At 48.3% G+C, this 23,658-nt stretch carries 32 protein-coding genes; 12 read left to right on the forward strand and 20 right to left on the reverse strand.

The features are described 5' to 3' along the window. The 3 genes from hisI (at window position 1) to serS (ending at window position 2,306) form a co-directional block, all read left to right on the forward strand. Window positions 1-357, forward strand: coding sequence for a phosphoribosyl-AMP cyclohydrolase (gene hisI, locus MSED_RS09995; protein WP_048060361.1), 357 nt, complete (start codon window positions 1-3; stop codon window positions 355-357). An 87-nt stretch (window positions 358-444) separates the two neighbouring features. Continuing rightward, window positions 445-852, forward strand: a complete 408-nt coding sequence (locus MSED_RS10000; RefSeq protein ID WP_012021878.1) for a metal-sulfur cluster assembly factor — start codon at window positions 445-447, stop codon at window positions 850-852. A gap of 86 nt (window positions 853-938) precedes the next feature. After that, entirely contained in the window at window positions 939-2,306 is a 1,368-nt protein-coding gene (serS, locus tag MSED_RS10005) for a serine--tRNA ligase (protein ID WP_012021879.1), read from the forward strand. On the opposite strand, the gene MSED_RS10010 is transcribed toward serS, so the two are convergent. The 12 genes from MSED_RS10010 to pyrB all read right to left on the reverse strand — a co-directional run bounded on the left by MSED_RS10010 (window position 2,303) and on the right by pyrB (window position 10,337). Next, on the reverse strand, window positions 2,303-3,814 hold the full coding sequence (locus MSED_RS10010) for a B12-binding domain-containing radical SAM protein (protein ID WP_012021880.1): 1,512 nt from the start codon (window positions 3,812-3,814) through the stop codon (window positions 2,303-2,305). The two genes, serS and MSED_RS10010, sit on opposite strands and share 4 nt — an antisense overlap. Window positions 3,815-3,827: 13 nt before the next feature. Continuing rightward, window positions 3,828-4,058, reverse strand: coding sequence for a hypothetical protein (locus tag MSED_RS10015; RefSeq protein ID WP_012021881.1), 231 nt, complete (start codon window positions 4,056-4,058; stop codon window positions 3,828-3,830). Window positions 4,059-4,261: 203 nt separating this feature from the next. Next, a complete protein-coding gene (locus tag MSED_RS10020) occupies window positions 4,262-4,567 on the reverse strand; it encodes an RPA12/RPB9/RPC11 RNA polymerase family protein (RefSeq protein WP_012021882.1) in 306 nt (101 codons plus the stop codon). 117 nt (window positions 4,568-4,684) lie between these two features. Beyond that, window positions 4,685-5,155 (reverse strand): Lrp/AsnC family transcriptional regulator, encoded by a 471-nt coding sequence (locus tag MSED_RS10025; RefSeq protein WP_012021883.1) that lies wholly within the window; start codon window positions 5,153-5,155, stop codon window positions 4,685-4,687. 58 nt (window positions 5,156-5,213) lie between these two features. After that, complete coding sequence (locus MSED_RS10030; protein WP_012021884.1) at window positions 5,214-5,816, reverse strand: MarC family protein; 603 nt, start codon at window positions 5,814-5,816, stop codon at window positions 5,214-5,216. After that, window positions 5,803-6,138, reverse strand: a complete 336-nt coding sequence (locus MSED_RS10035; protein ID WP_012021885.1) for a hypothetical protein — start codon at window positions 6,136-6,138, stop codon at window positions 5,803-5,805. The genes MSED_RS10030 and MSED_RS10035 overlap by 14 nt, the downstream gene beginning before the upstream one ends. After that, window positions 6,122-6,418, reverse strand: a complete 297-nt coding sequence (locus MSED_RS10040) for a hypothetical protein (RefSeq protein ID WP_012021886.1) — start codon at window positions 6,416-6,418, stop codon at window positions 6,122-6,124. Before MSED_RS10040 ends, MSED_RS10035 begins: the two co-directional genes overlap by 17 nt. Continuing rightward, on the reverse strand, window positions 6,415-7,287 hold the full coding sequence (pyrD, locus tag MSED_RS10045) for a dihydroorotate dehydrogenase PyrD (RefSeq protein ID WP_012021887.1): 873 nt from the start codon (window positions 7,285-7,287) through the stop codon (window positions 6,415-6,417). Before pyrD ends, MSED_RS10040 begins: the two co-directional genes overlap by 4 nt. Continuing rightward, window positions 7,259-8,410, reverse strand: a complete 1,152-nt coding sequence (pyrC, locus tag MSED_RS10050) for a dihydroorotase (protein WP_012021888.1) — start codon at window positions 8,408-8,410, stop codon at window positions 7,259-7,261. Before pyrC ends, pyrD begins: the two co-directional genes overlap by 29 nt. Then, window positions 8,400-8,975: a ferredoxin reductase domain-containing protein gene (locus tag MSED_RS10055; protein ID WP_012021889.1), complete on the reverse strand. Its 576-nt coding sequence runs from the start codon at window positions 8,973-8,975 to the stop codon at window positions 8,400-8,402. The genes pyrC and MSED_RS10055 overlap by 11 nt, the downstream gene beginning before the upstream one ends. Continuing rightward, window positions 8,972-9,448 (reverse strand): aspartate carbamoyltransferase regulatory subunit, encoded by a 477-nt coding sequence (gene pyrI / locus MSED_RS10060; RefSeq protein WP_012021890.1) that lies wholly within the window; start codon window positions 9,446-9,448, stop codon window positions 8,972-8,974. Before pyrI ends, MSED_RS10055 begins: the two co-directional genes overlap by 4 nt. Beyond that, a complete protein-coding gene (pyrB, locus tag MSED_RS10065) occupies window positions 9,441-10,337 on the reverse strand; it encodes an aspartate carbamoyltransferase (RefSeq protein ID WP_012021891.1) in 897 nt (298 codons plus the stop codon). Before pyrB ends, pyrI begins: the two co-directional genes overlap by 8 nt. A 69-nt stretch (window positions 10,338-10,406) precedes the next feature. On the opposite strand from pyrB, the gene pyrE reads away from it, so the two are divergent. Genes pyrE through MSED_RS10080 form a run of 3 tightly spaced genes read left to right on the forward strand, consistent with a single transcriptional unit; the run spans window position 10,407 to window position 12,239 of the window. Further along, on the forward strand, window positions 10,407-10,982 hold the full coding sequence (gene pyrE, locus MSED_RS10070; RefSeq protein WP_012021892.1) for an orotate phosphoribosyltransferase: 576 nt from the start codon (window positions 10,407-10,409) through the stop codon (window positions 10,980-10,982). Further along, complete coding sequence (locus tag MSED_RS10075; RefSeq protein WP_012021893.1) at window positions 10,979-11,626, forward strand: orotidine 5'-phosphate decarboxylase; 648 nt, start codon at window positions 10,979-10,981, stop codon at window positions 11,624-11,626. Before pyrE ends, MSED_RS10075 begins: the two co-directional genes overlap by 4 nt. After that, window positions 11,598-12,239: a hypothetical protein gene (locus tag MSED_RS10080; RefSeq protein WP_012021894.1), complete on the forward strand. Its 642-nt coding sequence runs from the start codon at window positions 11,598-11,600 to the stop codon at window positions 12,237-12,239. Before MSED_RS10075 ends, MSED_RS10080 begins: the two co-directional genes overlap by 29 nt. On the opposite strand, the gene MSED_RS10085 is transcribed toward MSED_RS10080, so the two are convergent. Genes MSED_RS10085 through MSED_RS10105 form a run of 5 tightly spaced genes read right to left on the reverse strand, consistent with a single transcriptional unit; the run spans window position 12,236 to window position 15,880 of the window. Continuing rightward, window positions 12,236-13,246 carry a phosphate uptake regulator PhoU gene (locus MSED_RS10085; protein ID WP_012021895.1) on the reverse strand — a complete coding sequence of 337 codons (1,011 nt, stop codon included), beginning with the start codon at window positions 13,244-13,246 and terminating at the stop codon, window positions 12,236-12,238. The genes MSED_RS10080 and MSED_RS10085 overlap by 4 nt on opposite strands. A 23-nt stretch (window positions 13,247-13,269) precedes the next feature. Then, complete coding sequence (cdvB3, locus tag MSED_RS10090) at window positions 13,270-13,767, reverse strand: cell division protein CdvB3 (protein ID WP_012021896.1); 498 nt, start codon at window positions 13,765-13,767, stop codon at window positions 13,270-13,272. A gap of 34 nt (window positions 13,768-13,801) precedes the next feature. Next, a complete protein-coding gene (locus MSED_RS10095) occupies window positions 13,802-14,131 on the reverse strand; it encodes a winged helix-turn-helix domain-containing protein (RefSeq protein WP_012021897.1) in 330 nt (109 codons plus the stop codon). Between the two features lie 26 nt (window positions 14,132-14,157). Continuing rightward, on the reverse strand, window positions 14,158-15,507 hold the full coding sequence (locus MSED_RS10100) for a dihydrolipoyl dehydrogenase family protein (protein WP_012021898.1): 1,350 nt from the start codon (window positions 15,505-15,507) through the stop codon (window positions 14,158-14,160). After that, on the reverse strand, window positions 15,497-15,880 hold the full coding sequence (locus MSED_RS10105) for a hypothetical protein (protein ID WP_012021899.1): 384 nt from the start codon (window positions 15,878-15,880) through the stop codon (window positions 15,497-15,499). Before MSED_RS10105 ends, MSED_RS10100 begins: the two co-directional genes overlap by 11 nt. Before the next feature lie 101 nt (window positions 15,881-15,981). Between MSED_RS10105 and MSED_RS10110 the strand changes: the two genes are divergently transcribed. Next, window positions 15,982-16,623, forward strand: a complete 642-nt coding sequence (locus tag MSED_RS10110; protein ID WP_012021900.1) for a tRNA(Phe) 7-((3-amino-3-carboxypropyl)-4-demethylwyosine(37)-N(4))-methyltransferase — start codon at window positions 15,982-15,984, stop codon at window positions 16,621-16,623. On the opposite strand, the gene MSED_RS10115 is transcribed toward MSED_RS10110, so the two are convergent. The 3 genes from MSED_RS10115 to metG are packed head-to-tail and all read right to left on the reverse strand — an operon-like array spanning window position 16,549 to window position 18,489. Then, window positions 16,549-17,181: a 7-carboxy-7-deazaguanine synthase QueE gene (locus MSED_RS10115; RefSeq protein ID WP_012021901.1), complete on the reverse strand. Its 633-nt coding sequence runs from the start codon at window positions 17,179-17,181 to the stop codon at window positions 16,549-16,551. The two genes, MSED_RS10110 and MSED_RS10115, sit on opposite strands and share 75 nt — an antisense overlap. Next, window positions 17,162-18,157, reverse strand: a complete 996-nt coding sequence (locus MSED_RS10120) for an NOG1 family protein (protein WP_012021902.1) — start codon at window positions 18,155-18,157, stop codon at window positions 17,162-17,164. The genes MSED_RS10115 and MSED_RS10120 overlap by 20 nt, the downstream gene beginning before the upstream one ends. Next, window positions 18,151-18,489 carry a methionine--tRNA ligase subunit beta gene (gene metG, locus MSED_RS10125; RefSeq protein WP_012021903.1) on the reverse strand — a complete coding sequence of 113 codons (339 nt, stop codon included), beginning with the start codon at window positions 18,487-18,489 and terminating at the stop codon, window positions 18,151-18,153. The genes MSED_RS10120 and metG overlap by 7 nt, the downstream gene beginning before the upstream one ends. Before the next feature lie 104 nt (window positions 18,490-18,593). Here metG and purC point away from each other — a divergent pair, with 104 nt between their 5' ends. Genes purC through purF form a run of 5 tightly spaced genes read left to right on the forward strand, consistent with a single transcriptional unit; the run spans window position 18,594 to window position 23,655 of the window. Next, window positions 18,594-19,295 (forward strand): phosphoribosylaminoimidazolesuccinocarboxamide synthase, encoded by a 702-nt coding sequence (gene purC, locus MSED_RS10130; RefSeq protein ID WP_012021904.1) that lies wholly within the window; start codon window positions 18,594-18,596, stop codon window positions 19,293-19,295. After that, window positions 19,292-19,564 carry a phosphoribosylformylglycinamidine synthase subunit PurS gene (locus MSED_RS10135; protein WP_012021905.1) on the forward strand — a complete coding sequence of 91 codons (273 nt, stop codon included), beginning with the start codon at window positions 19,292-19,294 and terminating at the stop codon, window positions 19,562-19,564. The genes purC and MSED_RS10135 overlap by 4 nt, the downstream gene beginning before the upstream one ends. Beyond that, window positions 19,545-20,213, forward strand: a complete 669-nt coding sequence (gene purQ / locus MSED_RS10140; RefSeq protein WP_012021906.1) for a phosphoribosylformylglycinamidine synthase I — start codon at window positions 19,545-19,547, stop codon at window positions 20,211-20,213. Before MSED_RS10135 ends, purQ begins: the two co-directional genes overlap by 20 nt. Next, window positions 20,210-22,318, forward strand: coding sequence for a phosphoribosylformylglycinamidine synthase subunit PurL (purL, locus tag MSED_RS10145; RefSeq protein ID WP_012021907.1), 2,109 nt, complete (start codon window positions 20,210-20,212; stop codon window positions 22,316-22,318). The genes purQ and purL overlap by 4 nt, the downstream gene beginning before the upstream one ends. Beyond that, window positions 22,315-23,655: an amidophosphoribosyltransferase gene (purF, locus tag MSED_RS10150; RefSeq protein ID WP_012021908.1), complete on the forward strand. Its 1,341-nt coding sequence runs from the start codon at window positions 22,315-22,317 to the stop codon at window positions 23,653-23,655. Before purL ends, purF begins: the two co-directional genes overlap by 4 nt. Window positions 23,656-23,658 lie beyond the last annotated feature (3 nt).

Consider the following 23,658-nt stretch of genomic DNA (forward strand, 5'->3'; position numbering starts at 1 on the left):
ATGGATAGGGAAACTGCGGAGGCCATTGCGTCGAAGTTGAACTATAGACATGAAATGAACACCGTGATTGCTGTTCTACAAGACGTGGAATCCAAGGAAGTACTCATGGTGGGCAACATGAATAGGGAGGCAGTGGTTCTAACCCTGACCACTGGCCTAGTTCATTTCTGGTCCCTTTCCAGGAATAGGTTATGGCTAAAGGGGGAGACATCGGGGAACTTCCAGTACCTCCAAGACTTCAAAATAGACTGCGACGGTGACGCTATTGTAGCTATGGTTAAGTCAGGAGGGCCCGTATGCCACACCGGCAACAGGACCTGCTTTTATAGGGATTCCTCCAATTTTCTGAAGGAGTAGGAATTTTATTCTCTTCAAACATTTAGAAATAGATGGTTTTTAGGAAAAAAAGAATAAAACCTTCGCTAACAATGTATTGTGATTGACATGAGTACACAAACAGTTAACAAAGAAGAGTGGACTAAGAAACTGATGGAAGCCTTGAAAGAGGTTTATGACCCAGAAATTCCAGTGGACATAGTAAACCTGGGTCTGATTTATGACCTAAAGATTTCAGATGAGGGAGATGTCTACCTGAAGCTTGGTTTAACTGCGCCTGGTTGCCCGGTGGTTGACGATCTCGTTTACACCGTGCAGGAAGTGGTAAAGGAGACCGTTCCGGCCAGGAATGTGGATGTAGACATAGACATGGAAACCCAATGGAGCCCCTTGAAGATGAGCTCTGAGGGAAGGGAGAAGTTCAAGAAGCTTTACGGTTACGATATAGTGGAAATGTGGATACAGACCTATGGCCTTCCAGAGGAGCAGAACGCGTCGCAGAATCAGGGATCCTGAACTTCTTTTAATTTCCCGTTAGTTTAGGTGGATAACCTTCACCCAACCGCCATAGAAGATAAAACCTCTTACCTTTTTATTGTGTTGTGTCCTGGAGTTTACTTGAGCTAATACGGAACAACCCAGATTCGTTAATGGAAAGCTTGAGAAAGAGGAATGTTAACCCTCAACTGGCAGAAAAGGCTGTGGAGCTTGACAAGAAATGGAGGGCCATACTCCAAGAGGTCGAGAAGCTTAGGCATGAACATAACGTGGTCAGTTCACAGATTCCGAGACTCTCGCCAGAGGAGAGGAAAAAGAAAATTGAGGAGGCGAGAAACCTACTCTCGATAATAGAGGCCAAGGAAAAGGAACTGAAGACGATAGAGGAGGAGAGAGATAACATCCTGAGGACTTTACCCAACGTGGTTCATGAGAGTGTGCCTGTCGGTCCAGATGATTCGTATAACGTTCCTATAAAGGTATGGGGTAAGTTCAGGGTATACGAAAAGGACGTCAACGAGTTCCTATCACAGGTTAAGGGTCTTAACCCGGATTACGAGATAATCAAGTTTAAGCCTGTGGGTCACGCTGATGAACTTGAGGCAGTACTCAAACTGGGTAATACAGCAAAGGCAGGGGAAGTTGCTGGATCCAGGTTCTACTATCTTTTTGAGGACGTTGCGTGGTTAGAACAGGCATTGATAGCTTACGCCTTGGACGTGATAACCTCGAAGGGTTATTCCCTGGTAATTCCTCCATACATGCTAAGGGGAGAGGTAATACAGTCAGTGATTGACCTAGACACTTTCAAGGACGCAATTTACAAGATCGAGGGAGAAGACCTTTACCTAATAGCCACCGCGGAACATCCCATAGCTGCGCTGTATTTTAAGGAGGAAATAGAGGCAGAGAGGCTCCCCCTCAGATATGTCGGCTTAAGTCCCGCTTTCAGGAAAGAGGCTGGGGCTGCTAACAAGGACCTTAAGGGGATATTCAGGGTTCATCAGTTCAATAAGGTGGAACAATTCATTTTCTCCTTACCTGAGGACAGTTGGAAATTCCATGAGGAACTGCTAGGCAACGCTGAACAGATATTTCAAGGTCTTGAGCTACCATATAGGGTGGTGAATATTGCCTCCGGTGATCTAGGAGCATGTGCAGCAAAGAAATATGATTTGGAGGTGTGGATGCCAGCACAGGCCAAGTTTAGGGAAATGGTGAGCTGCAGTAACTGTACGGATTGGCAGGCATTTAGAATGAAAATAAGGTTTGTGGACAGGAAGAAGAATAGAAAGGGATTCGTGCATACCCTGAATAGCACTGCAGTTGCTACAACTAGGGCAATAACTGCAATCCTTGAGAACAACCAGCTCGAAGATGGTTCAGTGGTTATTCCCAAGGTTTTAAGGCCTTATCTTGAGAGGTTCCAGAGAGCTCCTAAAGACTACATAACACCTAGAAAAAAGAGTTAGGCCTTCATCTGGCTCTCTAGCCAGGCCTCGACTTGCTTCATTCTTCTTTTTGCTACTCTCAGGAACAGCTTCAGCACCATTCTGACCGGGAAGTAGACTGGTCCCTTCATGTAGAAGCTATTCAATATATTTTCAGCCCAATATACGTCGTGCCAGAACACTCTCTTATACAGCTCAATGTGAGAGGGACTTAGCTGAATCCTTGTGAACCAGTCCTTGTTCTTGAAGTATCCCATGGGAACGAAGAACATAGGTACCAGAATGCTCCTGAAAGGCTTGAGATTATCCACGAGCTCTATTGTTCTTATGACGTCATCTTCCTTTTCCTCTGGCAAGCCAACTATCATGGTACCGGCTGGAATTATATTGTGCTCATGCATTATCTTGAAAGCTTCTGCTACTGTCTCAGGGTAGCTCTCGGGCTTGTATGGAGCTGACTTTGCTGGCATTATTTCCTTCGCTAGCCTCGGGGATCCAGTCTCAATCCCAACCTCTACTCCCAGGTAGTTCTGGGATCCGTTCTCATAAATTATCTCAGACAACTTCGAAATAAGGCCGTATTTCTCCTCAGAGAACCTTATGGCAGCTAAGCTTGCGTGGCTCCAAGCAATGGTCTTGTAGTACTTCTTAACCATCTTGTGAAGCTTTATCAATGGCTCAGGCCTGGGCAAGATACCCACTGCCCCGTAAAACAGGACATCATCGCTGTGAATAACCCCATGCCTAACCCCAGCCCTAACGTTCACCTGTAACTCCCTTTCTATCTTTTCCAGCGGATAGTACCTGGTGGGTCTTAGTGTCACTGAACAGAATCTACAGGACCTGGCACATCCTCTCATGATCTCTATGAGTCCATTAACGCTAGCCCCCTTAATGTCAGGGATGTCCTCTATCCCTGGGACGTCTTCTCCACTCACATACATGTACCTGGGGAGGTCCTCATTATCTAGGATCATCTGAGCCAGTTTTCCAATGACCCTTTCCGCCTCACCATCAACTAGGGTATCAATGCCTACCTTTTCTATCATGTCTTCCCTCCAAAGCCATTGCCACACTGACGGACCTCCAGCGATCATCTTCACGCCTCTTTTCTTGGCCTCCTGAACTTCGGGCTTGTTAATTAGCTCCTGGAAGCTCTTGTAATTCACCGGCTCTTGCTTGGTTATTCCCCACCATGTGGATGATGGTGGACCAAACGCGAAATAGTCGTGGTGCGAGAACATGAGAGCCTTGGCGTTTTTGAGATGGGGAGCTAGGTGATCTGGATCAATTATTGCTGCCTTAAACCCCTCATCTATGAGTTTCGCCTCAACCTTTCTCATCCCATAGGGGGCTTCCCACGGTCTGCCAATGTCATCTGTTTTCATTTTGGGACAGGCTAGCCACTTCCACGCAGATTCAGGGACACCCACTGCGGGCCCTGTTCCCAGAAATCCCAGGAACTCCTTACCGTGATGGTTCGTCATCAAACAGCGATCTGTGGTTAAGATGAAGTCGAAGTTCTCCATTTCCTCCCCCTCCTTACTCTAGGCTTTGGAGGAGCTTCTTCAGATCTGCGTCAATGTTGTTCCTATCTATCGTCTTGTAACCGCTTTCGTCAAGGGTCCATTCGTCTCCATTTGCTGTTTTACTTCTTCTAATCATAGTTACGGAAAAAAATCTCTCACCCTTCTCGTTCTTCACCTCTTCAATGAAAAGCTCCTTATTGCCCTTCCTCAGCAAATATTTGTTCGTAGTTTCCGAAATTCTCATAAGTCAATGAATAATGAGATTGCTAATATAATGTTTACGGTGTTAAAGTAGGATATCAAGGGTCATCGAAGAAGCTAAATATTTTATAACATTTAATATTACATAATAAAAGTATTATTCCAAAAGCATGGTATAATTCATATCTCCGTAGAGTGGCCTGTGAAGATAACATGTTGATGATGGAAGAAGGTTGGAGACTGCCCCTATTCCTCTTCGTGCTCTTCCGAACCCTCTAATTCATCCCTCAACAAATCCAGGCCAATTTCCTTATAGTACTCCTCCCTCTCCTGCTCCCATTCATCGTCTTCTCTCCTTCTACCTTCCTTCTCGCTTACGATGGACGTAGTTAACACTTTCCCGGACTTGGACTTATCCTCCTTTATCTGATATGCTTTCCTCGTCTTTTTATCCAATGGTTCCTCATATCCGCACTTCTTACATCTCAGGATTTCCTTGTCACCCTTCTTCGCAGGTAGCATTATACCTCCATCCTTTGGACAGAACTTCAATCAAAACACCATATATTAGGTAAGCCCTAGGATTCCTATTTAAGGATTTTGGGGATACGTGATTTTCATAGAATTTAGATTAATATAAAGAAAAGAATAAAATAGTACAACATTAGTCTAAATCTTAACCCTTGGATCCTCCTTAACCGCATTGAGCACAATACTTGTGTAGGTCCTTTCCACTTTGTTGTTCTTTAGAAGCTGTTTCAGGAAGACGTCAAGATCCTCTACGCTTCTGAACTTTGCAATTAATACCACGTCATATTCGCCAACAACATCATAGACTGCGACAATGTTATCTGTGTTAGCGATCTCCTTTTCAAATTCCACGAGATACTTTCCGTTCACCTTCACCATGATAATTGCGGAAAGCGAATACCCAAGCTTTGTGTAGTCCACGAGGGCAGTGAATCCCTTGATTACTCCCTCCTGGACAAGTCTGGTAAGCCTGTTATGGAGTGTAGCGGGGGATACACTCATCTCCTCGGACAGCCTCCTAAGGCTGACTCGAGAATCCCTTAACAGCTCAATAAGAAGCCTCCTGTCAACTGTATCCAGCTCAACTTTCTTTCTTCCACCGTTTGACATGAAACCCTCCGCTCTTTATGATTTCTAATTAAAAAATTTTTATTCTCCGAAGGAATTGTCATGCAACCTTTGCCTGTGATATACCCTGTATAATTAACTGTACTCCAAAGGCAGCTATGATGATAGCAGTAAACCTACCAGCGGCCACGGTTCCAGTCCTTCCAAGGATCTTTATGAGAAGCGGTCCTATCATGAGCACTAGGTACGTTAGAAGCGCAGCTATCAAACTCCCTATGGCCAGTTCAATGATGCTGTTCTGCACAGATAGCGAGACTAATGCAGTCATGGTACCTGGACCTACGATTAGGGGCGTGGCAATGGGCGTAACGACTGCTTCCTCCAATCTCTTGGACAGGAACTTGAGTTGTTGGAATCCACCAAGAGTATCTATTCCCAGGTATACGAGTAGAATACCTCCTCCTATCTCCAGGGAGTAGGGTTGTATTCCCAAGAATTCTAGAATGAATCTACCTATAACGGAAAAGAGCAAAAGTAATACCACAACCGCAACTTCCACCTTGTTGACAAGGTAGGACCACTTCATGTTTTCTCCGCCCTGAGTGGCCTCCTCAAAGATCGAGAGGATGTAGGGTATAATCGAGAAAGGATCCATCACCGCAAAAACTTTGATTGCAATCACGAGGACGTTATCTATTATCATTGTTTAGTACAGAAAGGATCTCACTTAAAGCATTGCGCTTTTCTTTCTCATTGTTAGTGGATAAGGCAATTACCACGTGAGAAAGAATTCTATACAGTGTAGAAATTTCCTTTCTAAGTCTCGCGTTCTCCTCCTCTAGCTCCTTGGCCTTAGAGTCTAAGCTCTGATAATTCATGTATAGTTCTCCCAATATTGACTCCAGGTCCGATTCCTCGTGATGATGCTCATGCTCATGCTCGTGGTGATGGGTGCTTTCAACTTCCCTTTGTATCTCCTCTATATCCTCGTCTGTTTTAGGTAACTTATCAATTCTGAGTTTCATCCTCATCTCCTCCCTCCGTATCCACGTTTCCAGTAATCTCTCCTTCCTTAATTATATAATTTCCCACACCGAGCCTGAGATAATGTTTCATCACGGTTGAGATCTTGCCCGCAGCCCTAATGGGAATGCACTCTGTCTCTACCTCTTCGCTCGTATCCAGGGTGGCTACAACTTTGGCCATGGTTTTGCTATCGTTACAAAACTCTACGTTCACAGTCTTGACCCTGCCCAGGAACACTAGGTTCTCCATATCCCTGCCTTTCATGTTTATCCTTGTCATTTTTTCACTGCAGATCCTATTACTTCGGTTAGATTTATTCCCATCTCTTGAACCAACCTGTGAAAGTCACGCCTCAAGGTCTCGAACGCCTCAAGTCCCTGGTCAATGATCAGCGTTCCAACTCCCACAACCTTAGCTCCTACCTCCATGAGCTCCAATGCGTCCTCTGCAGAGAAAACTCCCCCTATCCCTATTATCTCTGGTGAGTATTCCTTATATACGTCATGGATCACCCTAACTGCAAGGGGGTGTATACACCTCCCAGAGATTCCACCAGTTCCATAACTGAGTATCGGCTTGGCACTTATCACGTCGACCTTCATTCCCTTCAGTGTATTTATGAGGGTAAGACCATCTGCCCCTCCCTCAAGTGCCTTTCCTGCTAAGTCCTGAACGTTATCCCAGGGTCCTAATTTGACGAAAACTGGTTTCGTGGTTACCCCCTTCACGTCTTTCACTATTTCCTTAACCTGCTGAGCCATATCAGCACCGTAGCTCCTTCTGTTTGGGCTACTCACGTTGATTTCGATGATCTCCGCTAGATCGTTGGCCAAGGACGCGGTCTTCACTATCTCGTCCTTAGAGGATCCGCCGACGCTCACGAAGAGTTTACATCCCACCGGTTTGAGCTCACTAATTCCTGGATTTCCAAGACCTATGGCATTCATGTAACATCCGTCTCCGACTCTGATCAGGGTAGGCGGTCCATGGGGCTCGAGGGGGTGAAGGGTGAAGGTCTTTGTGGTAATGGCAGATGGTTTATACTGTTTACACACGCGTGACATGTACTCCGGAACGTCGGGAATTATCCCTGAGGCGATAATGAGCGGGTCCTCTAGTTCAACTCCTGCCAGTCTCGTCGAATACATTGGATCCCCTCACAGGATAGGAATGTCCCTCTAGATAAGCTACCTTTCCTTCTACAATTGTTCCATACACGGTTGCGTCTAGGGCGAAACCGTCCAGCGGAGTGTGTATGGCCTTACTATACCTGGTGGAGTATCTCCACCTATCCTTTCTAAGGATGACGAAGTTGGCCAGGTAACCCTCCCTTATCTCACCGGCCTTGATCCCCAAGATTTTGCTTGGCCCAGTTGCCGTTAACTCCACGGCCCTTGAGATGGGAAGCACTCCCCTAAACGCGAGGGTGTAAATGAAGGGGAGAGTGAAGGACATTGCCGGGATACCAGGCGGACATACCTCAAATGGTAAACCCTTTTCCCAGCTCGAGTGTGGAGCATGATCGCTTGCGACTGCATCTGCTTCGAATAGGGCTGAGAGCAATTTCCTTCTCTCTGTGATATCCCTGATGGGTGGGTTAACCTTCGAAAGGCAATTCCTCTCCCCGTCAACGAGAAGGTGATGCATGGTTAGGTCTGTTGTGTAGCCCAAGCTCCTTGCAATCCTCAGGGTCTCAAGGTTACTCACATGTGTTATGTGAAACTTTCCCCTGATGAGGAAGAGGGAGGCTATCTCTTGCCAAAGACGCCTGTTACCCCTACCTGGACGTAGTGACATTGGGATTTCGGGATGAAGAATCTTGAGCTTGGGTGAAGAGAATACCCTTTCCACCTCTTCCCTCTCGAGATCCTCAGGGAATACCTTGTACCCTGCTATGGGCATGTTATCCACGTTCTCCTTGGTTACCCCCGAGTAAATACCGTAATCGCACCTCGAATGATTCGCCAGTTCAGCGAGCCTTAGCTTGATAGTTTCCTCGCTGTTGATCACCGGAGAGGTGTTGGGCATATCTACCACAACCCCTATGCCACCGTACACTGCCTCAGAGGTGGCAGAGGCCACGGTTTCCTTGTAAGAAAGCTGAAGTCCCCTAAGGTGAACGTGCATGTCAACTCCAGCAGGAAATATGAGGGAGTCCTCAGGTAGCTTCAGGTCAGGCTTACATTCCCTTCTGGTCTCCCTTATCCTCCTATCAAATCCCACGCAACCCTCCACTATCTCTCCTAGGAAAAGCTTTCCCTTAATCCACAATCCTCTCTACCTCCAGAAAGGGTCCCTCAAAGCACGCGAGGTTTCCCCTTATCTGACATACACCGCAAACCCCTCTCATGCAGTTCATCTTCACCCACCTAACGTAAACTAGTGTACCTTGAGGTAGATCCCTTATCCTCTCCTTGGGCACGGAGGCAATCGTGATATCCCATGCTCTCTTTTTAGAGGGGAAGTTGACATTGCACTGATCAATGCACTCTAAGGTAACGTCAAATCCCTTCCTTCTCGCCTCCCTGAGAGGGAAAAGAACATCGTGATAGAGCTCAGCTGTGGATATCGCCCTAATGTTTCCCAGTTTCAGAGGCCTACCGAAGGGTCCATCCACCAGTACCATCCTGCTACCCATTAGCTTCTGGGCCAATGTCTTGGAATCCACATAAACCTCTATCTCCCCCTCCCTGTAGTCCGAAACCCCCAGCGGAATCTCCCTCTCGCCAATGAACACAGTTACGAATTGTCCCGGTTTCGGTGGGATACCGTGATACTCCAGGGTAAACCTAGTGGAATTAGCCTCCACGTGATACTCAAGGACTCTGGAGATCATCCTAAAATCTGCCTCACGACCTCGTCCTCTGTAAGCCTTGTCTCGCAGTACTCACACGCCAGCTGAAGTGGTCTCCTCTTGAGGGTTCTAAATCTAGTTATTGCCTCTACGTCATTGTTAGTAATGCAGGAAGGATTGGTACACCTTAACAGGCCAACTACCTCTTGCGGTATTTCCTGCTTCCTTTTCCCCACTACTTCATAGTCCTTGATGATATTTATTGTGGCCTCGGGAGCTATTAGGGTAATAAGCTCTGCCTCCTTCTCCTCTATCTCCCTATCCTCTATCTTCAGGATATCCTTCCTCCCCATCTTGGAGCTCTCAGCGTTCATGACTAGGGCAATCCTATACCCTTCTATCCCCTTTATTCCGAGAATCTTGAGAACAGCTAAGGCCCTTCCTGCAGGTATGTGGTCTATAACTGTTCCGTTCCTTATCTTGCTCACTAGAAGACCGCTTTTCAACTCAATCACCGGCCATTACCTCGTGAAGTAACACCGATCTTAGGGGAACCGCGTAGGATGCCTCTAAGAAGTACTTGGCTTGAGGCATAGAGTCGATCCTCCTGTCTATTTCTGAAACCCTTGGGAGGGGATGTAGAATTGCCGACTCCTTTCTCATCCTCTCAACAGTTCTATAGTCGAGACGATAACTTTCCTTTACCTTTTCGTACTCATCCTCGTCTAGAAACCTCTCCCTCTGAATTCTCGTCACGTAGAGCACGTCAAGCTCGCCCACGACATCCTTAACGTCAGTGAGCTCCTTTACAGGGTAGTTTAATTCCTCTAGGATCTCGGCTCTAGCCCTGAGTTGTGGGGGAGAGATCAGGTACACAATCTTGGGTTTAAACAGGGTCAGGATTCTCAACATGCTGTTCACTGTCCTAGCGTATCTAAGATCTCCTAAGAAACCAAAGGTTAGGCCTTCCAGAGTCCCAAAGAGTTTCCTCACGGTGTACATGTCTATTAGTGCCTGTGTGGGATGCTCCCTTTTCCCATCCCCAGCGTTTATCACTGGTTTCTTGGCAACCTCAGCAGCAAACTTCGCTGAGCCATCCAACTTGTGGCGCATGACGATACAGTCAGCGTAGTTCTCCAGCATTCTTATGGTATCGGCTAGGTTCTCACCCTTGGACACTGATGTGGCCTCATCCGAGGAGAATCCTAGGACCTTTGCTCCTGCAGATAGAGCAGCACTTGTGAAGCTTAACGCAGTCCTTGTGCTCGGCTCAAAGAACGCAGTAGCTACTATTTTACCCTCAAGGCTTGGCCTAAACCCGCCTGAAAGAAACTTATCCGTGAGTTCGAAAAGTTGGAGAATCTCATCCCTTGAAAAATCGAGGACCGAAATTACATCTCTCACGTAATGCCCTTCAAACTATTGACTCGAACTATATTTAAACTCTTTTCCTAGTATCTAGACTGGGTTACAATGGATATAGGAGAAGTTCTAGTGAAAAGGAAACTTTTGCTTATTGGCAACTTCGTGTTAACGTCCGGGAAAACCAGTCCCTACTACATTGATCTCAGGAGGTTTCCCAGCTATCCCGAATTTCGCCAGGTAGTGGATGAGGCAATCAAGAAGGTTGAGAAAGTGGATTTCGATTTCATCATGGGCGTAGCAACAGGTGGCGTGCCCCTTGCATCCTTTCTGGCGTGTAGGATGGGCATCCCCATGGGTTACGTCAGGGTAGAGAGGAAGGGATATGGGACCGACAAACTGGTGGAGGGAGAGGTCACTGGAAGGAAGGTTCTAGTGGTTGACGACGTGGCGACGACTGGAGGGTCCCTTGAAAGGGCGTCTGCGGAGATAGTCAGGAGCGGAGGCAAAGTAGTGGGAGCGCTGGTTATCGTGGATAGGGAAGAAGGTGCGTCTGAGAAGTTGAGAAGTCTTGGGATAGATTTCATCTCTGTGTTCAAGATAAGCGATATCCTGAGGTCGCTCTCCAGTACCTTGAGCGAGAACGAAAGAAAGCTCATAGAGGAATACTTGGGTGGAACTAAGTGAACAGGGTGATACTCTCCCTCGACTCGCCCATCCCTGAAGAGACGTTAAGGAAACTTAATGGGAAAGTGGCTGGAATTAAGGTGGGATGGCCTCTCCTACTTAACCTGGGTAAGGAGAAAGTTAAGGAACTTGTGGGCCTCGTTGATGGGATCAAAATCCTCGATCTGAAACTTGCAGACATAGATAACACCATGATATTAATAGTGGACGAGCTAAAGGACATCACGAACTCCTTTATAGCGCATGCCTTTGTGGGAGTGGAGGGAAGTCTTGCCTCCCTTAGCCAGAGGGTCGACCTCTTCTTGGTCCTGTCCATGTCCCACCCAGGGTGGAACGACGCCTTCTATCCGTACCTCAGGGAAGTGGCAAGAAGGGTTAATCCAAAGGGGTTTGTGGCACCTGCAACTAGACCTTCCATGATCTCGAGGGTTAAGGGAGATTTCCCGGACAAACTGGTGATATCTCCAGGTGTAGGCACACAGGGGGCGAAACCTGGAATTGCCCTATGCCATGGGGCAGACTACGAGATAGTGGGAAGGAGCGTGTATCAGTCAGCCGATCCCGTTCGGAAGCTGGAGGAGATAGTGAGGTCCCAGGAGGAGGTTCTGAGTTCCTGTGAAGGAGCAAAAGATCGGGGTTCATGAGACGTCAGTAAGGCTCGCCAAGCTTTCTAATCTCGTGAATAAGGCAGAGGAGATTTATGAGGAGAATGATATAACATGTACCACAGATCTGGAGGAGCTTTTTTCCGAGATCCCGCTTGAGGGAGTCAGATCAGGAAAAGGCCCATATCCCTACACTGTGCTCTATCGTGAGATCTTCTTGACGCACTTGAATTTCCTAAAAGAGGTTTTCATGGATTACTCCAAGAGAACAATGGGGAATGGTGTGGAGTTCATCTCCTTCACTCTGGATACAGGGGAGTACGTGATCTTCGAGGGGGAGGAGAACAGGGTGAGTTTGCCCATGCCCCACGGTATCACGTCGGCCCATACCCACCCAGGTATTTGCCTTTTCTCACACCCCGATCTGGAGACTGCCGATAACTTGTTCATAAAGGGGTACTTCAGTATAGGCGTTATGAATCCAGAATGTGCCCTAATTGTGTACAGGAACGGACCTTACACCATTGAAGATAGAGATGCGTTGATTTCACTGGCAAACAAGGTGAAGAAGGCTAAAAGACTCGAGGATCTAACGACTGCCTATAACTCGTTTAGGGCTCCCAACCTGGTCATGTCATTGAATAGGTTCTAGGATTCAATAGTCTTAGTTTTTGCCAGCAGGTTTATGGTAGTCTCAGCAAGGTCCAAAGAATACCTGCTAATCCTCCTGAAGGAGTCCGTGATAAGTAAGAGTGAGGGTTTCATGGCCTCACTTGACCTAAAGATTGTCTCCGTGACCTTCTTATGCTCTATGGCTAGCTCGTAATCTTGATCGATGATCTTGTTAGCTATCTCCCTCTTGCCGTTTAGAAATGCCCTAGTGGATTCCTTGTAAACCTCAAGAACCTTGTTCCCAAATTCCAGTATTGGCTGAGGCGTTTGTGGACCAACTTCTAGTGTCAAACCGGAGATCCTACTTGCGTGATCTGCTATCCTCTCAATGGATTTTACCGCGGAGTAAATGTCCACGATCTGGGTGGCATTGTAACCTTCCTCTTCAAGTATCTCAAATGAACTTATGCTTAGAGTGAGTTGTCTAGCTACGTAAAAGTAGAACCTATCCACCTCGTCGTCTCTCTCCTGGACCTCCTTGGCCATCTCCGCGTCGTTATTCCTCAGGGCGTCAAGAGTATCCTTTAACATGTTCTGGGTGATCACGGCTGCCCTGTTTATGGCCCTCGAGATTGGCAGATCCTTTTCGTTAACCAGGAACTGAACAGTCAGGTTTGAGTTGTCCTCCTCTATAACCTCAGCCCCAAGCAATCTTTTCCTTACGCTGTCCTTTACCATGGCCCTATCCTCAGCCTTCATCTTGGGGCATATCAGTGAGACTATTGTGAAACCAGCCATGTAATACGCGATGAACTCCCTAACTGCGAAGGTTGGCCTCAAATTTTCACATGTAATGGTTGCCCTGTTCTGCTTGGTGTCCTGTGGAATCCCCTTAGGGACTAGGAGAAGCCTAAAGTTGTTGTCCTGAATTACCTCAACTTCATCCCCTGGGTTTAAAGATAGCTGTCTTACCCAGGACTTAGGTAAGGAGATGATATAAGTGGATCCCCCTGTTAATTGGATCCTTCTTGACGATCTGCTCTGCATATCATATATAGAACTATATATATTTAAGCTTGTGCACCGACTTTAGTCTTGTTTCTACTGTTAACTATATTTTCACTTTCCTTAAGGATCGTCTTGGCTTCCTCCCTAGCCCTTATTCTCATGGGTTCGGGCACCTCCACAGAGGCATAGAAGCCGGAATAGAGTTCGTCCAAGAGCATGCTTAGTTCTGTGCTTAGGAGTGGAGTAACTCGTCTGAACTCCCTCAACGCCTCTATTAGGTTGACCATGTCCTGGGATACATAGTCTATATAGACAAGGGTCTCAAGTTTGAGCTCAACCATCTCAAGTAGAACATCCAACCTATCCATGTAGTTCAGTATATTTTCTAGCTGTTCCGATTCCTTAGCGTACTGTTCTGCCAAGGTAGCGAATTTAGTCGCGTTGTTGGCAGAAAGTCTCTTGAACTGTTCTGCCCTAGCACTGAGCCTGTTCTGCCATAGCCTTATCTTCCCCCTGGCAATCTTAACGTCAACTAACAGTCTCTGGAGGTCCCTTTTCATGCCATTAGTATTGTGGCATAACGCTTAAGAGAGTTTAGGGTTGTTTCCTAGTAGTCTTAGGCATCTTTATATCGGAAATTAGCTCGTTGAAGACGTCTATGTACATCATGAACGACTTACTTGGTTTATATAGTGCACCGTAACCTGAACCCTCTCTGGTTATGATCATGTTCTCCATGAGAACGTCCAAGTGATGCTGGACCGTCTTGTAATCTAGAGAGAGGAGATTGCTCAGCTGGTTTGCGTTTAGGGGAGACTTGAGGAGCGCATTGACAATCCTAATCCTAGTATTACCTCCCCTTGACGCTAAAAATAGAAAGATGAAAAGCTTCTTTACCTGTCTCCTCTCTCTATCGTCACCCATTTACATGTTTACTAACGATTCAATACTTAATATATCTCTCCATGAGTTAGTCTCTGTATTGCTTCGCCAATCACTTCGCTCACAGTGGGATGGGAGAAGGTAACCGAGTACAATTGGGTGGTGGTGATCCCAAGTTCCATGGCCAACGCCATAGTGTTGATGACCTCAGTAGCTCCCTCTCCTATCATGTGCGCTCCCTCAATCTTGTTTCCTGCAACTACCAGCTTAAGGAACCCATCGGTCTCATTGAGGGTCCAGGCCCTAGGTATGTCTCTCATCTCGACCATTATTTCCCTGGCCTCTATTCCCGCCTTCTTCAGGTCGTCGAGGGTCTTTCCCACTGTTCCTATTTCCATGTCTGCGAAAATTGAAGACGGGATATACTTCGGCATCTTGCTTTCCTTCCCTCCTATGTTATCCCCCGCAACAATTCCCTGCCTCCAGGCCTTAGTAGCGGATAGGGGAACACCAGCCACGTCACCTGCAGCAAAGACCTTGGGATTGGTGGTCCTTCCCCTTTCATCAACCTTCACGTACCCCCTCTGATCCGTCTCAACGCCAATCTCCTTCAGGTTCAGGTTCTCAGTGCTGGCTTTCCTTCCTATGGTGACAACTGCTAGGTCACCCTCCACCTCCTCAGAGGCATTGGGCAAGTTAACGGAGAACTTCACTGTACCCTCAGAGTTCACAATCTTCGACTTGGCGTTGAGGTATATCCTGATACCCTTTTCCTCTAACCTCTTCTTAGTAGCTGAGGCCAGATCCCTATCAAATCCAGGGAGTAACTGGGGCATCAACTCTAGGATTGTTACCTCCTTGTTCAGGGCCCTGAACAAGGTCGCAAGCTCAACCCCTGCAACCCCTCCACCTACGATCACTATCCTGTTCTTTATCTCCTTCAAGTTCATAGCAGTCCATGGATCCAAAACGTTCCTCCCATTGAGGGGAAAATCGGGTAAGGAAAGAGGAACCGACCCCGTAGACAAAACAAGATGGTCACCTGTTATAGTCCTTCCGTCTACCTCCACCTCTCCCTGGGCCTTTATCTTGGCGTTGCCCTTGATCACCTTCACATTCCTGGCGTTAAGGTTGTGCTCCATTCTATCCTTAATTGCAGTTATTATCCTTGCCTTGTTCTCGTTGAGTTTAGCATAGTCCAAGGTTGCCGAGGACACTATCCACGGAGAGGAGGAGACCCTGTTTACCGTTTTCACTGCGTCGATGAGGGTTTTAGATGGTATGCATGCCCTATTTATGCATTCCCCTCCCACCTGATCCCTCTCAACTAAAGCCACTGACTTGCCGAGTTCTGAAGCCCTTAGAGCAGCAGATACACCTGCCACTCCTCCGCCTATTACTATTACATCAAAGTCCATGGTCACTACTCTTACGAGAGAGTATAAAGGCTTTTAACTTCCTGAGGGCATGTGAGGCATCCTCGTCCTTCACGAGGTGAAGGCAGTGGAGTGCCACGTATTCGAGTTCCGTGTAAACTCCGTGCTTCTCGTATATATCCTCAAGGGAGAGATTAAGATCTAGGTAATCCCTAGCAAAGTCTGGATTACAGTCGTAAGCTAGCTTCAGGAAAGCAAGGAACACAAGTCTCTTCCTTTCTCCTCTCTCCAACACCACCTGAACCTCTAGGGGAATTTCACCTAGCTCAGCCAGGCTATCTGGATCAATGGACTCAACTTTAACCCTGTACTCCTCTCTCTCACGGTAGAGTTCCACAACTTCCCTAGCTTTCATGTGTTACTTAGGGAGGGTGGGAATTTAGCCTTTACAGACTAGATGTAGGGGATGAACCTGCCCCCCAAGAACTCTTATTTTGTTAAACAAGTAAAGTTGCTATGGTTAATGATTCCGAATGGATAAGGTTCAAGGAGGAAGCTAGGGCCAGACTGCTTAGGGATAGGGAGATAGGGTATCTGGACCCTGATATCTGGGATCTTCTAGAGGCCTTCATGGGGAGGGAGAAGACGTTTACCTACAGTAGTTGCAGTGGGAGAATAACCGTCATAGATTCCTTCTACCCATGGAGCAGGAAAGACTCCTCGGTCATATACAAGAACCATCTCATGCTTCCAAGCGACGAGTTGCTTAGGATAATTGAGAGGAAACACATGAGAAGGTTGTGGCTCATTGTCCAAGGTCCTATTCTTCACGCTTACACAAAGGACTACGAGGAGGCATGGACTATTCTGAAAACCGCTAGAGAAGTTGGCTTCAAGCACAGCGGAATCCTAGTGGAGAATCGCAAGGGAGTCCTGGTGGAACTCAGAACTGGGATAAGGATGGTCCACCTCCTAAAGGACAAGGTTCCCCCAACCCTGGAGGAAATGGAGGAAATTGTTAAGGTAGCAAACGAGATCCTTGCCAAGGGGAAGGAGAAGAAGGATCAGTTAAGGGAGGCAATTCTATCTATAGGAAATAATTCTGTGAAGTTGGGGGAGAACCCTGAAGGGGAGTCCCAGCTCCATAACAGCGTCTGACAGTTCCTTGAGAGCTTGAATGTAGTCCTGTCTATTACCGTCTGGTTGAACAATGACCTTCTCGGGATCTATCCTGTGCTCCTCAACGAAGTTCTTCACCTCCCTGAGGTCCCTATTGGGTTCTACTATGACGAACTTATAATATGTGGCCCAATCCTCGGAGAAGTCATACCTTAACTTATGCCCCGAGTTAGATAGTTTGGGGGACACGGAGAACACGTCCACAATCTTCCTCAGCTCCTGTTTTGGCTTTATCGTTCCGTTCGTCTCCACAGCGACGTTGTAACCCAGGTTCTTCAGGGTTGAGGCTAAGGGCAAGATGTCCTGCAGAAGAGGTTCTCCGCCAGTGATTGTGGTCCACTTAACGGACCTGCTCAACTTGCCAGTTATTTCCTCAAGTTCCATGGGTACGCCGTCCTCCCTTATCCACGAGAACTTGGTGTCGCACCAAACGCAACGGAGATTACATCCAGCTAACCTCACGAAGTTTGAGGGCTTTCCTATGACTAGTCCTTCCCCCTGTATCGACGTGAATATCTCAACAATCCAGTACCGCACTTGGATCTTGTGAAATTGACTTAAGCCAGTTAAAAATCTCCCTCTTTAGCTCAGGGATTCCCGTTCCCTGTTCTGAACTAATCTCCAGGACCTTGTCCCCCACCCGCGATAGTATCTCTCTCCTCATGTTTTCGTCAACAGCATCTATCTTGTTCATGGCAAGGATTACAGGTTTGCCCAGTGACTTCACTTCCCTCATGATGTTGAGTTGCTCGTCAGCCCCATAAATTGAGGAAGTTGATACGTCAAAGAGGAAGACGATGAGACCGTTCAGGTTCCTCAGCGCGTTCACTGCCTTCCTCTCTATAACGTTCCTTTCAGCGTCAGGCCTATCCAGAATTCCAGGAGTATCTATCACCTGAACCTTGACACCGCAGTCCATGTGACCAACGTGAATCTCCTTGGTAGTGAAGGGATAGTTAGCTATCTCAGGCCTGGCAGAGGATATCTTAGAAACTAACGTGGATTTCCCAACGTTTGGAGGTCCAGCAACCATTACCGTGGGAAGCTCAGGGTCTATTGCCTTTCCCTTGGATACTACTGTAACGACCCCAGAGATCCACTCAACGCACTCGTTCATCCTCCTCAAGATGGAACTAGCCCTGCCAAATCCAGCCCTCATCAAAGAGTTCGCTTTCTCCTCAGGTTCTCTCTTGATCATTACCATGTATTTCTCAAGCATGCGTTGAGCCATGTTCGCGTGTCTGGATATTGCGGAGAGGCACATCTTCACCCTATCAAGGGATCCAGAGGCTATCTCCAATGACGTTTTATAGAAGGGGTGAAGTTCGTCAACTCTTGGGAAGGCCCTCACGAAATTCACGTAAACCTCTATTCTGTCCCTATAGTCCTTTAACCTCCTTATCTCCCTCTCCTTGACGGTCTTCCCTCCTATGGAGCCGAGCCTCTTTGCCTCAGACTCCACGAAGCTGTCCACGCTGGGTAAGGGTCTAAGCCTCTCAAAGGGATTTAACATATCCTAGTACCTGGGGGCACGTCCCCATCAGGCGCGAGAAGAACTGGCTTCACGCCCTTTTGCTCATCTTCTTTACATCCTGCTGCCAGGATCATTCCCTGACTTTCATATCCCCTTATCACCCTGGGCTTCAGGTTGGTGAGCACTATCACCCTCCTGTTCACCATTTGCTCCGGCGTATAATATTCAGCAATTCCAGATATTATCTGTCTTGTCTCCCCTCCAAGATCTATCTTGAGCTTTAGAAGCCTGGTCCCCTCTATCCTTTCTGCCTCCACAACAACCCCAACTTTCATCTCGACCTTTTGAAAATCCTCTATTGTGATTTCCATGCGTGAACCAGTACTCCTATCGTTTAATAGCTGAGTTTACTTGTTCAAGTAAATGTTCAACAGGGTTAGAGACGAATTTTTAAGCTAACTACGTAAATGTTGTTATGGAGAAAATTTCAGAGGGAAAGACAAAGGAGGTCTTTTCCCTTGATAACGAGCACGTTCTCCTTAGGTTCAAGGATTCTGTAACGGCTGGGGATGGGGCGAAGGCGGATATAATAGATGGAAAGGGCATCCTAAACGCCCAGACCTCAGCTCTACTCTTCAGGTTACTGGAGAGAGATGGGATTGAAACACATTACGTGGGAATGAAGGATGAGAGAACCATGATTGTCAAGAGGCTGGCCATGATACCAGTCGAGGTCGTATTGAGGAACTACGCCACGGGGAGCATCGTAAAGAGGTTACCCATAAAAGAGGGGGAGGCCTTTAACCCTCCCATTGTCGAGTTCTTTCTCAAGGACGACGCGCGTCACGATCCCCTTCTCAACTATCACCACATGAGACACCTGAAGCTCATGAACGAGGAAGAGGCCAGACTTGTGGAGGAGGTCATGGTGAGGGTTAATCAAACGCTGTCGAAGGTGATCTCCAAGATGGGTCTAATCCTATACGACTTCAAGTTGGAGTTCGGGAGAGTCAACGGTAGACTAGTGGTGGGAGACGAAATCTCCCTGGATTCCATGAGGGTGAGGGATCCCACAGGAAGGATCCTGGATAAGGACCTCTACAGAAAGGGGTACCCCCTGGATCAAGTGAAGGCATCCTACGTGGAATTTCTAGATAGGCTGAGGTCTGTAGCATGATGTACAAGGTTGAGTTGATAATACTTAACAAGGATGGAGTGAGGGACCCAGAGGGGGAGACACTTAAGCGCTACGTAATCGACTCCACAATGCCCGGGAAGGTTGCTGATGTAAGGGTGGGTAAAATCGTTGTTGTAACCATGGAAGCCTCATCTAGAGAAGAGGCAGAGGATTTGACGAGGAGACTTGCTGAGAGTAAGAGGTTGTACAATCCCATAGTTCACAAGATTGTGGTGAGGGCTGAGCGCGTTGAGGACGGCAGTAATTAAGTTTCCAGGCACAACGTGCGAGCTTGACGTCGTGAAGGCCCTGAAACAGGTGGGCGCGGAAGCAGAGGTAGTCAAATTCAACTCCCTTGACCCAGATAGGTATGACGGCGTAGTCATCCCTGGGGGTTTCAGTTTCGGCGATTATCTAAGGGCTGGAACCATTGCCGCCAACAGTGAAGCCATGAAGGGAATAAGGGAGATGGCCGATCAAGGAAAGCTTGTCTTGGGTATATGCAACGGATTCCAGATTCTAGTGGAATCGGGACTGCTCAAGGGAGCTCTTCTCCCCAACCTTAACCTTAGGTTCATTACCAAATGGGTTAGGATAAGGGTCAGGAGAAAGGATACCCCATTCACCAAGGATAGCAAGGACGTACTTTTCATGCCCATAGCGCACGCTGAGGGGAGATACTACTTGGACGATGAGGAGCTAGCGTCTAGGCTATCGGTTTTCCAGTACGTTGATGAAAGGGGAATGCCCTCTCCCCAGGCGAACCCCAACGGTTCCATCCTAAACATAGCTGGGGTGACAAATGAGGCAGGGAACGTCCTTGGGTTGATGCCACACCCAGAAAGGGCTTCCTTTCCCTCTATTTCCCCAGACGGGTCAAGGGACGGACTCGAGATACTGAGGGTGTTTGGGAAATGATCCTCACGTTATCCAAGACTGAGATGGAGGTAGTGAGGAGGGTTCTCGGGAGGGAACCCAAGGAAGCTGAGTGGAAGCTTGTGGATGCACTTTGGTCGGAGCATTGTTCCTACAAGAGCTCGAAGGTATTCCTTAGGAGCTTGCCCAGTACAGGTCCCAACGTGATAATGAGCGTTGAGGACTGGCAGGACGCCGGTGCCGTGGACGTGGGTGATGGTCTAGCCCTGGTCCTCAAGGTTGAGAGCCACAACCATCCCTCAGCCATAGATCCCTTCAACGGTGCAGCTACGGGAGTTGGGGGAATCCTAAGGGATATCATAAGTAAGGGAGCGAAACCCATAGCCCTCCTCGACATGATAAGGGTTGGCAAACTGGATGACAAGGGGAAGTGGCTACTCAAGAACATAATCTCAGGGATAGGCTTTTACGGGAACAGCGTCGGGGTACCTGTAGTCGGAGGAGAGCTGTCCTTCGACGAAACGTATAACGATAATCCGCTCGTGGACGTGGCCTGCGCAGGTATAGTGAGCAAAGACTCCATAGTCCCCAGCGTGGTTCGGGAGCCAGGTCTCAGGCTCGTGTTGGCAGGCTTCACTGGACTTGACGGTCTAGGGGGAGCCTCGTTTGCCTCTAGGAAATTGAGCGGAATGGATGAGATAGGGGCAGTTCAGATAGCTGATCCCTTTGCGGGGAAGATAATCATTGACGTAACCCTTGAGATCGCCAAGGAGGTTGAGGCAATAAAGGACCTCGGTGGTGGGGGACTAGCAGTTGCCGTTACTGAGATGGCCAACGGATTGGGGGCAGTGGTTAACCTGGAGAGGGTACCACTGAGGTTTGAGTACCTCTCGCCAGAGGACATCATAATATCCGAGACCCAGGAGAGAATGCTCTTTGCGGTGAAGCCCGAGAAAGTGGAGTCCGTGTGCGCCAAGTTCAGGGAGTACAACTACCCCTGTGAGGACATAGGCGAGATCACGGCCGAACCCAAGGTGAGGTTCCTGTATAATGGTGAGCCTGTGGCGGAGCTACCCTCAGACCTTCTCCTATCTCCCCCACTCAATGTCTGGCCAGCTGAGAGGAAGCCGAGGAAAAGAGAGCCTGAAAGGGAAGTCGCCCTAGGCGAGGCACTGAGGGCAGTCCTCACACATCCTGACCTTGTGAGCAAGGAGTGGGCCTACTCCCAGTTCGATTACGAGGTGGGGACGTCCACCGTGGTGAAGCCTGGACAGGGTGACAGCGCGGTTGTGGAGTTGCCCAATGGGAAATACCTGGCGCTTAAGGGGGATGCAAATCAGGACCTATGTGCCGAGGACGCTTACGAGTGCGGTAAAGCCATAGTAGCAGAGGCCTACAGGAATCTGGCAACAGTTGGGGCGAGAGGAATAGCCCTTGTGGACCATCTGCAGTTTGGCGATCCAAGGAAGCCTCACGTCTATCAGGACTTCATTGACGCTGTGAGGGGAATATCGGAGGCTTCCAAGTTCTTCTCGATACCCGTTGTGGGCGGAAAGGTCTCGTTCCACAACGAGGATAAGAACGGTAATCCCATAAAGCCTACACCCCTGGTGGTGATGGCTGGGCTAGTTGAGGGCAAGCTGGCCAGAAATAGGGTAGAGGAAGGAGATCTAGTGCTAATTGGGGAGACTAGGAACGAGCTGGCTGGAACCCTTTTCTCCAGGATATTTGGAGGAGGAGGCGAGGTGGCCAAAACCAGATTAATGGAGGACCTAATAGCGTCGAACCTGGTAATAAAGGGAATAAACGAGGGTAAGATAACTTGGAACAAGGATGTCTCCAAGGGCGGTCTAGCCGGAGCACTTCTCCCAATCCTAGCTAAGGGATTCTCCGTGAGGATCTCCTCCTCCCAGGTAATCGGTACCTCAAATCTCCTGGGCAAGATGTTCTCGGAGAGCGGTGGAAGGTTTCTAGTCCTCACCAGTGATCCGCAGTGGTTCATGTACCAGGCTGGCAGGATGGGAATACAGGCGTTGGCCATAGGGAAGGTGACCAAGGATGGGAGCAAGCTCGTTCTAGATTACGAGACCTTTCCCATGGACTCTATCGTGGAGAACTACTACTCCTTTCTGGAGGGATCGCTATGAACGCAAGGGAACACTGTGGAGTTTTCGGGGTTGTCGGGCCTGACTCCACGAAGCTTACCTTTGAAGGACTAAAGCTCCTCCAACATAGGGGTCAGGAATCCGCAGGGATTTCCTGGATAGATGGGGACAGGATACAAACTAGGAAGGGCCTTGGTCTTGTGGGTGAGGCCCTAGATCCCAAGGAGATAGGGGAGTCGCTCTTTTCCATAGGCCACGTGAGGTACTCAACCACAGGCTCCACTACCCTACAGGAGGCTCAGCCCCTCGACGACGGCTTCATTGCTGTTTCCTTTAACGGTACCATAACCAACCACTTCCAGAACGGAGACTTTTCCACTGACACCGAGTTTATCTTGTCCTTCCTTAGGAACCAGCTGTCTCAAGGGAGAAGCCTGGAGAGCTCCGCGAGGGCATTCATGGATGTGGCCGATGGAGCCTTCTCCCTCCTGGTTCTCTCCTCCAAGGGCGAAATTTTGGCAATGCGGGATCCGCGTGGCTTCAGACCTCTCGTTATAGGCGAAATAGGGGATAACAAGGTGGTCTCCTCTGAGGACTCAGCAATCAAGCAGTTGGGTGGAAGGGTCATCGGTTTCGTTCACCCAGGGGAGATAATTAAGATAACCAGGGATACAGTGGTCAGGGAGAGGGTCTCCTCCCTTCCGACGACTACGTGCGCCTTTGAATACATTTATTTCTCTAGAGCCGATTCAGAGATAGACGGAATCTCGGTCTATGCATCCAGAATTAAGTTAGGGGAGTTGCTGGCTAGAAATCACCCAGCCAACGGAGATGTGGTAGTGCCTGTGCCAGACTCGTCCAGGCCCATAGCCCTGGGCTTCTCTAGGACCAGCGGTATACCCCTAGAGGAGGCACTGGTAAGGACCATCTCTTCAAAGAGGTCCTTCATCATGCCTTCCGACGAGAAAAGGAACGAGGTGCTTAAGGAGAAGTTCGGCATTGTGGAGTGGGCCGTCAGGGGAAAGAGGGTTGTACTCGTTGACGATTCCATAGTCCGCGGGAATACCATGAAGAGGATAGTGAACTCGCTTAGAAGCGCGGGAGCGAGGGAGGTTCACATTAGAATTGGATCCCCCATGATTAGGTTTCCCTGTTACATGGGAATCGACTTCCCTAGAAGATCTGAGCTTGTGGCAAACATAGGAGATGAGAGGGCCATAGCCCGTGAGCTTAACGCGGATAGCGTCGAGTACCTTTCTGTGGAGGAAATGGTTCAGGCCATAGGCAGAACTACCCTATGTAAGGCCTGTTTCACAGGGGAGTATCCCCTCAAGGGGAAATATGACCTCTCCGCTCTGGAGAGCGTTTTCGCAAGGTGATAA

The sequence above is a fragment of the Metallosphaera sedula DSM 5348 genome, from assembly GCF_000016605.1.
GTDB classification, from domain to species: domain Archaea; phylum Thermoproteota; class Thermoprotei_A; order Sulfolobales; family Sulfolobaceae; genus Metallosphaera; species Metallosphaera sedula.

What these genes read in the sequence shown, in the direction of transcription:
- MSED_RS10085 (WP_012021895.1), bottom strand. Translation starts at nt 13,246, where the DNA reads ATGCAGAGCAGATCGTCAAGAAGGATCCAATTAACAGGGGGATCCACT.
- pyrE (WP_012021892.1), top strand. Translation starts at nt 10,407, where the DNA reads ATGGATATAGGAGAAGTTCTAGTGAAAAGGAAACTTTTGCTTATTGGC.
- MSED_RS10025 (WP_012021883.1), bottom strand. Translation starts at nt 5,155, where the DNA reads ATGTCAAACGGTGGAAGAAAGAAAGTTGAGCTGGATACAGTTGACAGG.
- metG (WP_012021903.1), bottom strand. Translation starts at nt 18,489, where the DNA reads ATGGAAATCACAATAGAGGATTTTCAAAAGGTCGAGATGAAAGTTGGG.
- cdvB3 (WP_012021896.1), bottom strand. Translation starts at nt 13,767, where the DNA reads ATGAAAAGGGACCTCCAGAGACTGTTAGTTGACGTTAAGATTGCCAGG.
- MSED_RS10000 (WP_012021878.1), top strand. Translation starts at nt 445, where the DNA reads ATGAGTACACAAACAGTTAACAAAGAAGAGTGGACTAAGAAACTGATG.
- hisI (WP_048060361.1), top strand. Translation starts at nt 1, where the DNA reads ATGGATAGGGAAACTGCGGAGGCCATTGCGTCGAAGTTGAACTATAGA.
- MSED_RS10120 (WP_012021902.1), bottom strand. Translation starts at nt 18,157, where the DNA reads ATGTTAAATCCCTTTGAGAGGCTTAGACCCTTACCCAGCGTGGACAGC.
- MSED_RS10105 (WP_012021899.1), bottom strand. Translation starts at nt 15,880, where the DNA reads ATGAAAGCTAGGGAAGTTGTGGAACTCTACCGTGAGAGAGAGGAGTAC.
- pyrD (WP_012021887.1), bottom strand. Translation starts at nt 7,287, where the DNA reads ATGTATTCGACGAGACTGGCAGGAGTTGAACTAGAGGACCCGCTCATT.
- MSED_RS10015 (WP_012021881.1), bottom strand. Translation starts at nt 4,058, where the DNA reads ATGAGAATTTCGGAAACTACGAACAAATATTTGCTGAGGAAGGGCAAT.
- MSED_RS10110 (WP_012021900.1), top strand. Translation starts at nt 15,982, where the DNA reads ATGGTTAATGATTCCGAATGGATAAGGTTCAAGGAGGAAGCTAGGGCC.
- MSED_RS10135 (WP_012021905.1), top strand. Translation starts at nt 19,292, where the DNA reads ATGATGTACAAGGTTGAGTTGATAATACTTAACAAGGATGGAGTGAGG.
- MSED_RS10100 (WP_012021898.1), bottom strand. Translation starts at nt 15,507, where the DNA reads ATGGACTTTGATGTAATAGTAATAGGCGGAGGAGTGGCAGGTGTATCT.
- purC (WP_012021904.1), top strand. Translation starts at nt 18,594, where the DNA reads ATGGAGAAAATTTCAGAGGGAAAGACAAAGGAGGTCTTTTCCCTTGAT.
- purF (WP_012021908.1), top strand. Translation starts at nt 22,315, where the DNA reads ATGAACGCAAGGGAACACTGTGGAGTTTTCGGGGTTGTCGGGCCTGAC.
- purL (WP_012021907.1), top strand. Translation starts at nt 20,210, where the DNA reads ATGATCCTCACGTTATCCAAGACTGAGATGGAGGTAGTGAGGAGGGTT.
- MSED_RS10035 (WP_012021885.1), bottom strand. Translation starts at nt 6,138, where the DNA reads ATGAAACTCAGAATTGATAAGTTACCTAAAACAGACGAGGATATAGAG.
- MSED_RS10030 (WP_012021884.1), bottom strand. Translation starts at nt 5,816, where the DNA reads ATGATAATAGATAACGTCCTCGTGATTGCAATCAAAGTTTTTGCGGTG.
- MSED_RS10010 (WP_012021880.1), bottom strand. Translation starts at nt 3,814, where the DNA reads ATGGAGAACTTCGACTTCATCTTAACCACAGATCGCTGTTTGATGACG.
- MSED_RS10040 (WP_012021886.1), bottom strand. Translation starts at nt 6,418, where the DNA reads ATGACAAGGATAAACATGAAAGGCAGGGATATGGAGAACCTAGTGTTC.
- MSED_RS10095 (WP_012021897.1), bottom strand. Translation starts at nt 14,131, where the DNA reads ATGGGTGACGATAGAGAGAGGAGACAGGTAAAGAAGCTTTTCATCTTT.
- MSED_RS10055 (WP_012021889.1), bottom strand. Translation starts at nt 8,975, where the DNA reads ATGATCTCCAGAGTCCTTGAGTATCACGTGGAGGCTAATTCCACTAGG.